The organism is Burkholderia anthinoferrum (genome assembly GCF_002925705.1).
Classification (GTDB): domain Bacteria; phylum Pseudomonadota; class Gammaproteobacteria; order Burkholderiales; family Burkholderiaceae; genus Burkholderia; species Burkholderia semiarida.
In genome coordinates this window covers 1-3,559 of sequence record NZ_LFZP01000081.1, presented here as the reverse complement: position 1 = coordinate 3,559, position 3,559 = coordinate 1, and the positions used below count along the sequence as shown (strand labels likewise).

Here is a 3,559-nt window from a genome sequence, read left to right as displayed (position 1 = left end):
GCGTAGACGCCGCCGGCCGGGTACGCCTGCGCGACGGGCGCGTCGGGCCGCTTGTAATGCGGCGCCATCGTGCAGCCGGCGGCAAACAGCGCGGCAGCCAGTGCGACCGCGGTTGCGGTCAAAGCATGTTTTCGCATCGTTACTGCCCCTTCGAATCGTGTGCGTCGTCGTGACCGCGCTGCAGGTCGCCCTGCACGAGACGCCATGCATCGTCGACGTTTTCGGTCTCGCCGCTGAAGATCGCGCGAACCCGCACGAAGAACATCGGGATCATGAAAATGGCGAGGAACGTCGCCGTGATCATCCCGCCGATTACGCCCGTGCCGATCGCGTGCTGGCTCGCCGAGCCCGCGCCGTTGCTGATCGCGAGCGGCAGCACGCCCAGCATGAACGCGAGCGATGTCATCAGGATCGGACGCAGCCGCAGGCGCGCCGCCTCGATCGCCGCGCGCACCGGCCCCATGTTCCCGCCCGCCTGCAGCTCGCGCGCGAACTCGACGATCAGGATCGCGTTCTTCGCGGACAGGCCTACCGTGGTCAGCAGGCCGACCTGGAAGAACACGTCGTTCTCGAGGCCGCGCAGCATCGTCGCGAGCAGCGCGCCGACCACGCCGAGCGGCACGACCATGATCACCGAGAACGGAATCGACCAGCTTTCATACAGCGCCGCGAGACACAGGAACACGACGAGGATCGAGATCGCATACAGGATCGGCGCCTGCGAGCCCGACTGGATTTCCTGGAACGACAGCCCCGTCCACGAATAGCCGATGCCTTCCGGCAGCTTGCTCGCGAGCGCTTCCATCGCGGCCATCGCCTGGCCGGTCGACTTGCCTTGCGCGGCCTGCCCCTGGATCTCGATCGACGACACGCCGTTGTAACGCTCGAGCTTCGGCGACCCGTAGATCCAGTGGCCGCTCGAGAACGCGCTGAACGGCACCATCCCGCCCGAGCTGTTGCGCACGTACCAGATGTTCATGTCCTCCGGCGTCATCCGGAACGGCGCGTCCGATTGTACGTACACCTTCTTGATCCGGCCGTCGGTATCGAGGAAGTTGTTCACGTACTGCGACGCCCATGCGATCGAGAACGTCTGGTCGATCGCCGCGGCCGTCACGCCGAGCGCGTTCGCCTTCTCGCGATCGATGTCGACCTTGTACTGCGGCGTATCGTTCAGGCCGTTCGGGCGCACCAGCGCCAACGCCGGATCCTTCGCGGCCATCCCGAGCAACTGGCCGCGCGCGGCCATCAGCGCTTCGTGACCGAGGCCGGCGTTGTCCGTCAGCTCGAAGTCGAAGCCCGCGGCCGTGCCGAGTTCGGGAATCGACGGCGGGTTGAACGGAATCACCATCGCGTCCTTGTACGTCGAATAGTGCGCGAAGGTCCGGCCGATCAGCGCCTGCACCTTCCGGTCCGAACGCTGGCGCTGCTCGTACGGTTTCAGCTTCACGAACACGAGGCCGGCGTTCTGGCCGCGGCCCGCGAAGCTGAAGCCGTTGACCGTGAACACCGAGTCGACCACATCCTTCTCCGCGGTGGTCAGGTACGTGTTGATGTTGTCGAGCGTCCTGCCGGTCGTTTCCTGCGTGGAGCCGGACGGCGTCTGCACGATCATGAACATGTAGCCCTGGTCTTCATCGGGCAGGAACGACTTCGGCAGGCGCGCGAACATCACGCCGACCGCGAGGAACACGGCGAGGTAGATCACGAGCCAGCGGCCCGAGCGCCGAATCACGTGGTTCACGCCGCTCGTGTAGCGATCCCGGCTGCGATCGAAAGTCCGGTTGAACCAGCCGAAGAAACCCTTCTTCTCTTCGTGATGCCCCTTCTCGATCGGCTTCAGGATCGTCGCGCACAGCGCCGGCGTGAGAATCAACGCGACCAGCACCGACAGCACCATCGCCGACACGATCGTCAGCGAGAACTGACGATAGATCGCGCCGACCGAGCCGCCGGAGAACGCCACCGGCACGAACACCGCCGACAGCACGAGCGCCACGCCGACGAGTGCGCCGGTGATCTGCCCCATCGCCTTGCGGGTCGCCTCCTTCGGCGACAACCCCTCCTCGGCCATCACCCGTTCGACGTTCTCGACCACCACGATCGCATCGTCGACCAGCAGGCCGATCGCCAGCACGAGGCCGAACATCGACAGCGTGTTGATCGAGAAGCCGACGATACCCATGATCGCGAACGTGCCGAGCAGCACGACCGGCACCGCGATCGTCGGGATGATCGTCGCCCGAAGATTCTGCAGGAACAGGTACATCACGAGGAACACGAGCACGATGCCCTCGATCAGCGTCTTGACCACTTCCTCGATCGACAGGCGCACGAACGGCGTCGTATCGTACGGGTAGTGCACGACGAGACCATGCGGGAAGTACTTCGACAGCTCGTCGATCTTGGCCCGCAGCGCGTTCGCGGTCGCCAGCGCATTCGCGCCGGTCGCGAGCTGGATACCGAGGCCGGCCGTCGGCTGTCCCATGTACTTCGTGTCGAACGTGTAGTTCTCCGAACCCAGCGCCGCGCGGCCGACGTCCTTCAGGCGAACCTGCGAGCCGTCCTGGTTGACCTTCAGCAGGATGTTGCCGAACTGCTCGGGCGTGCGCAGCAGCGTCGATTCGGTGATCGTCGCCTGCAGCACGGTGCCCGGCTTCGCCGGCGTGCCGCCGATCTGGCCGCCCGCGATCTGCACGTTCTGCTGCGTGATCGCGGCCGTCACGTCGGTCGGCGTGAGGCTGTAGTTGGTCAGCTTGACCGGGTCGAGCCAGATCCGCATCGAGAACTGCGAACCGAGCAGCAGCGTCTGGCCGACGCCGTTCACGCGGCTCAGCGGGTCGAGCACGTGCGACGCCACGTAGTTCGTCAGATCCTCCTTCGACATCCGGCCGTCCTCGGAGTTGAACGCGAACCACATCAGCCAGTTGCTGCTGGATTTCGTGACCTGCATGCCGAGCTGCTGCACGACCTGGGGCAGGTTCGGCGTCGCGAGCGACAGCTTGTTCTGCACCTGCACCTGCGCGACGTCCGGGTTCGTGCCCGGCGAGAAGGTCAGCGTGATCGTCGCGTTGCCCGAATCGTCGCTCGTCGACGACATGTACAGGAAGTTGTCGAGACCGCTCATCTGCTGCTCGATCACCTGCGTGACCGTATCTTCCACGGTCTTCGCGGAAGCGCCCGGATAGTTCGCCTGGATCTGGATCGTCGGCGGTGCGATCGTAGGATACTGCGCGATCGGCATCTTGAAGATCGATGCGACGCCGGCCAGCATCAGCACGATCGCGATCACCCACGCGAAGATCGGGCGATCGATAAAGAACTTGGCCATGAAACGGACTCCCTGTTATTGCGCGCTCGACGCGGCGGCCGAGCTCGCTGCGGCGCTGGCCGCGGTAGTCGCCGGCGCGGCGCTTGCCGGCGCGGCGCCTGCCGATGTGGCGGATGCGGCGTCCGGCGCCGGGGCGAGCTGCGCGGCGACGGTCTTCACGGTCGCGCCCGGGCGCACCTTGTCGACGCCCTGCACGATCACGTGATCGCCCGCCTGCAGACCGCCTTC

General features: G+C 65.6%; 1 protein-coding gene and 1 pseudogene. Both read right to left on the bottom strand.

The genetic code is table 11. From position 1 onward, the window contains the following. Window positions 1–139: 139 nt before the first annotated feature. Window positions 140–3,331: an efflux RND transporter permease subunit gene (locus tag C5F75_RS35965; protein WP_104013546.1), complete on the bottom strand. Its 3,192-nt coding sequence runs from the start codon at window positions 3,329–3,331 to the stop codon at window positions 140–142. Between the two features lie 15 nt (window positions 3,332–3,346). Then, window positions 3,347–3,559: pseudogene (locus C5F75_RS35960) on the bottom strand (efflux transporter periplasmic adaptor subunit); the annotation flags it as partial.

Excerpts from the sequence above, each read along its gene's own strand:
- C5F75_RS35965 (WP_104013546.1), bottom strand. The coding sequence starts at position 3,331 with ATGGCCAAGTTCTTTATCGATCGCCCGATCTTCGCGTGGGTGATCGCG.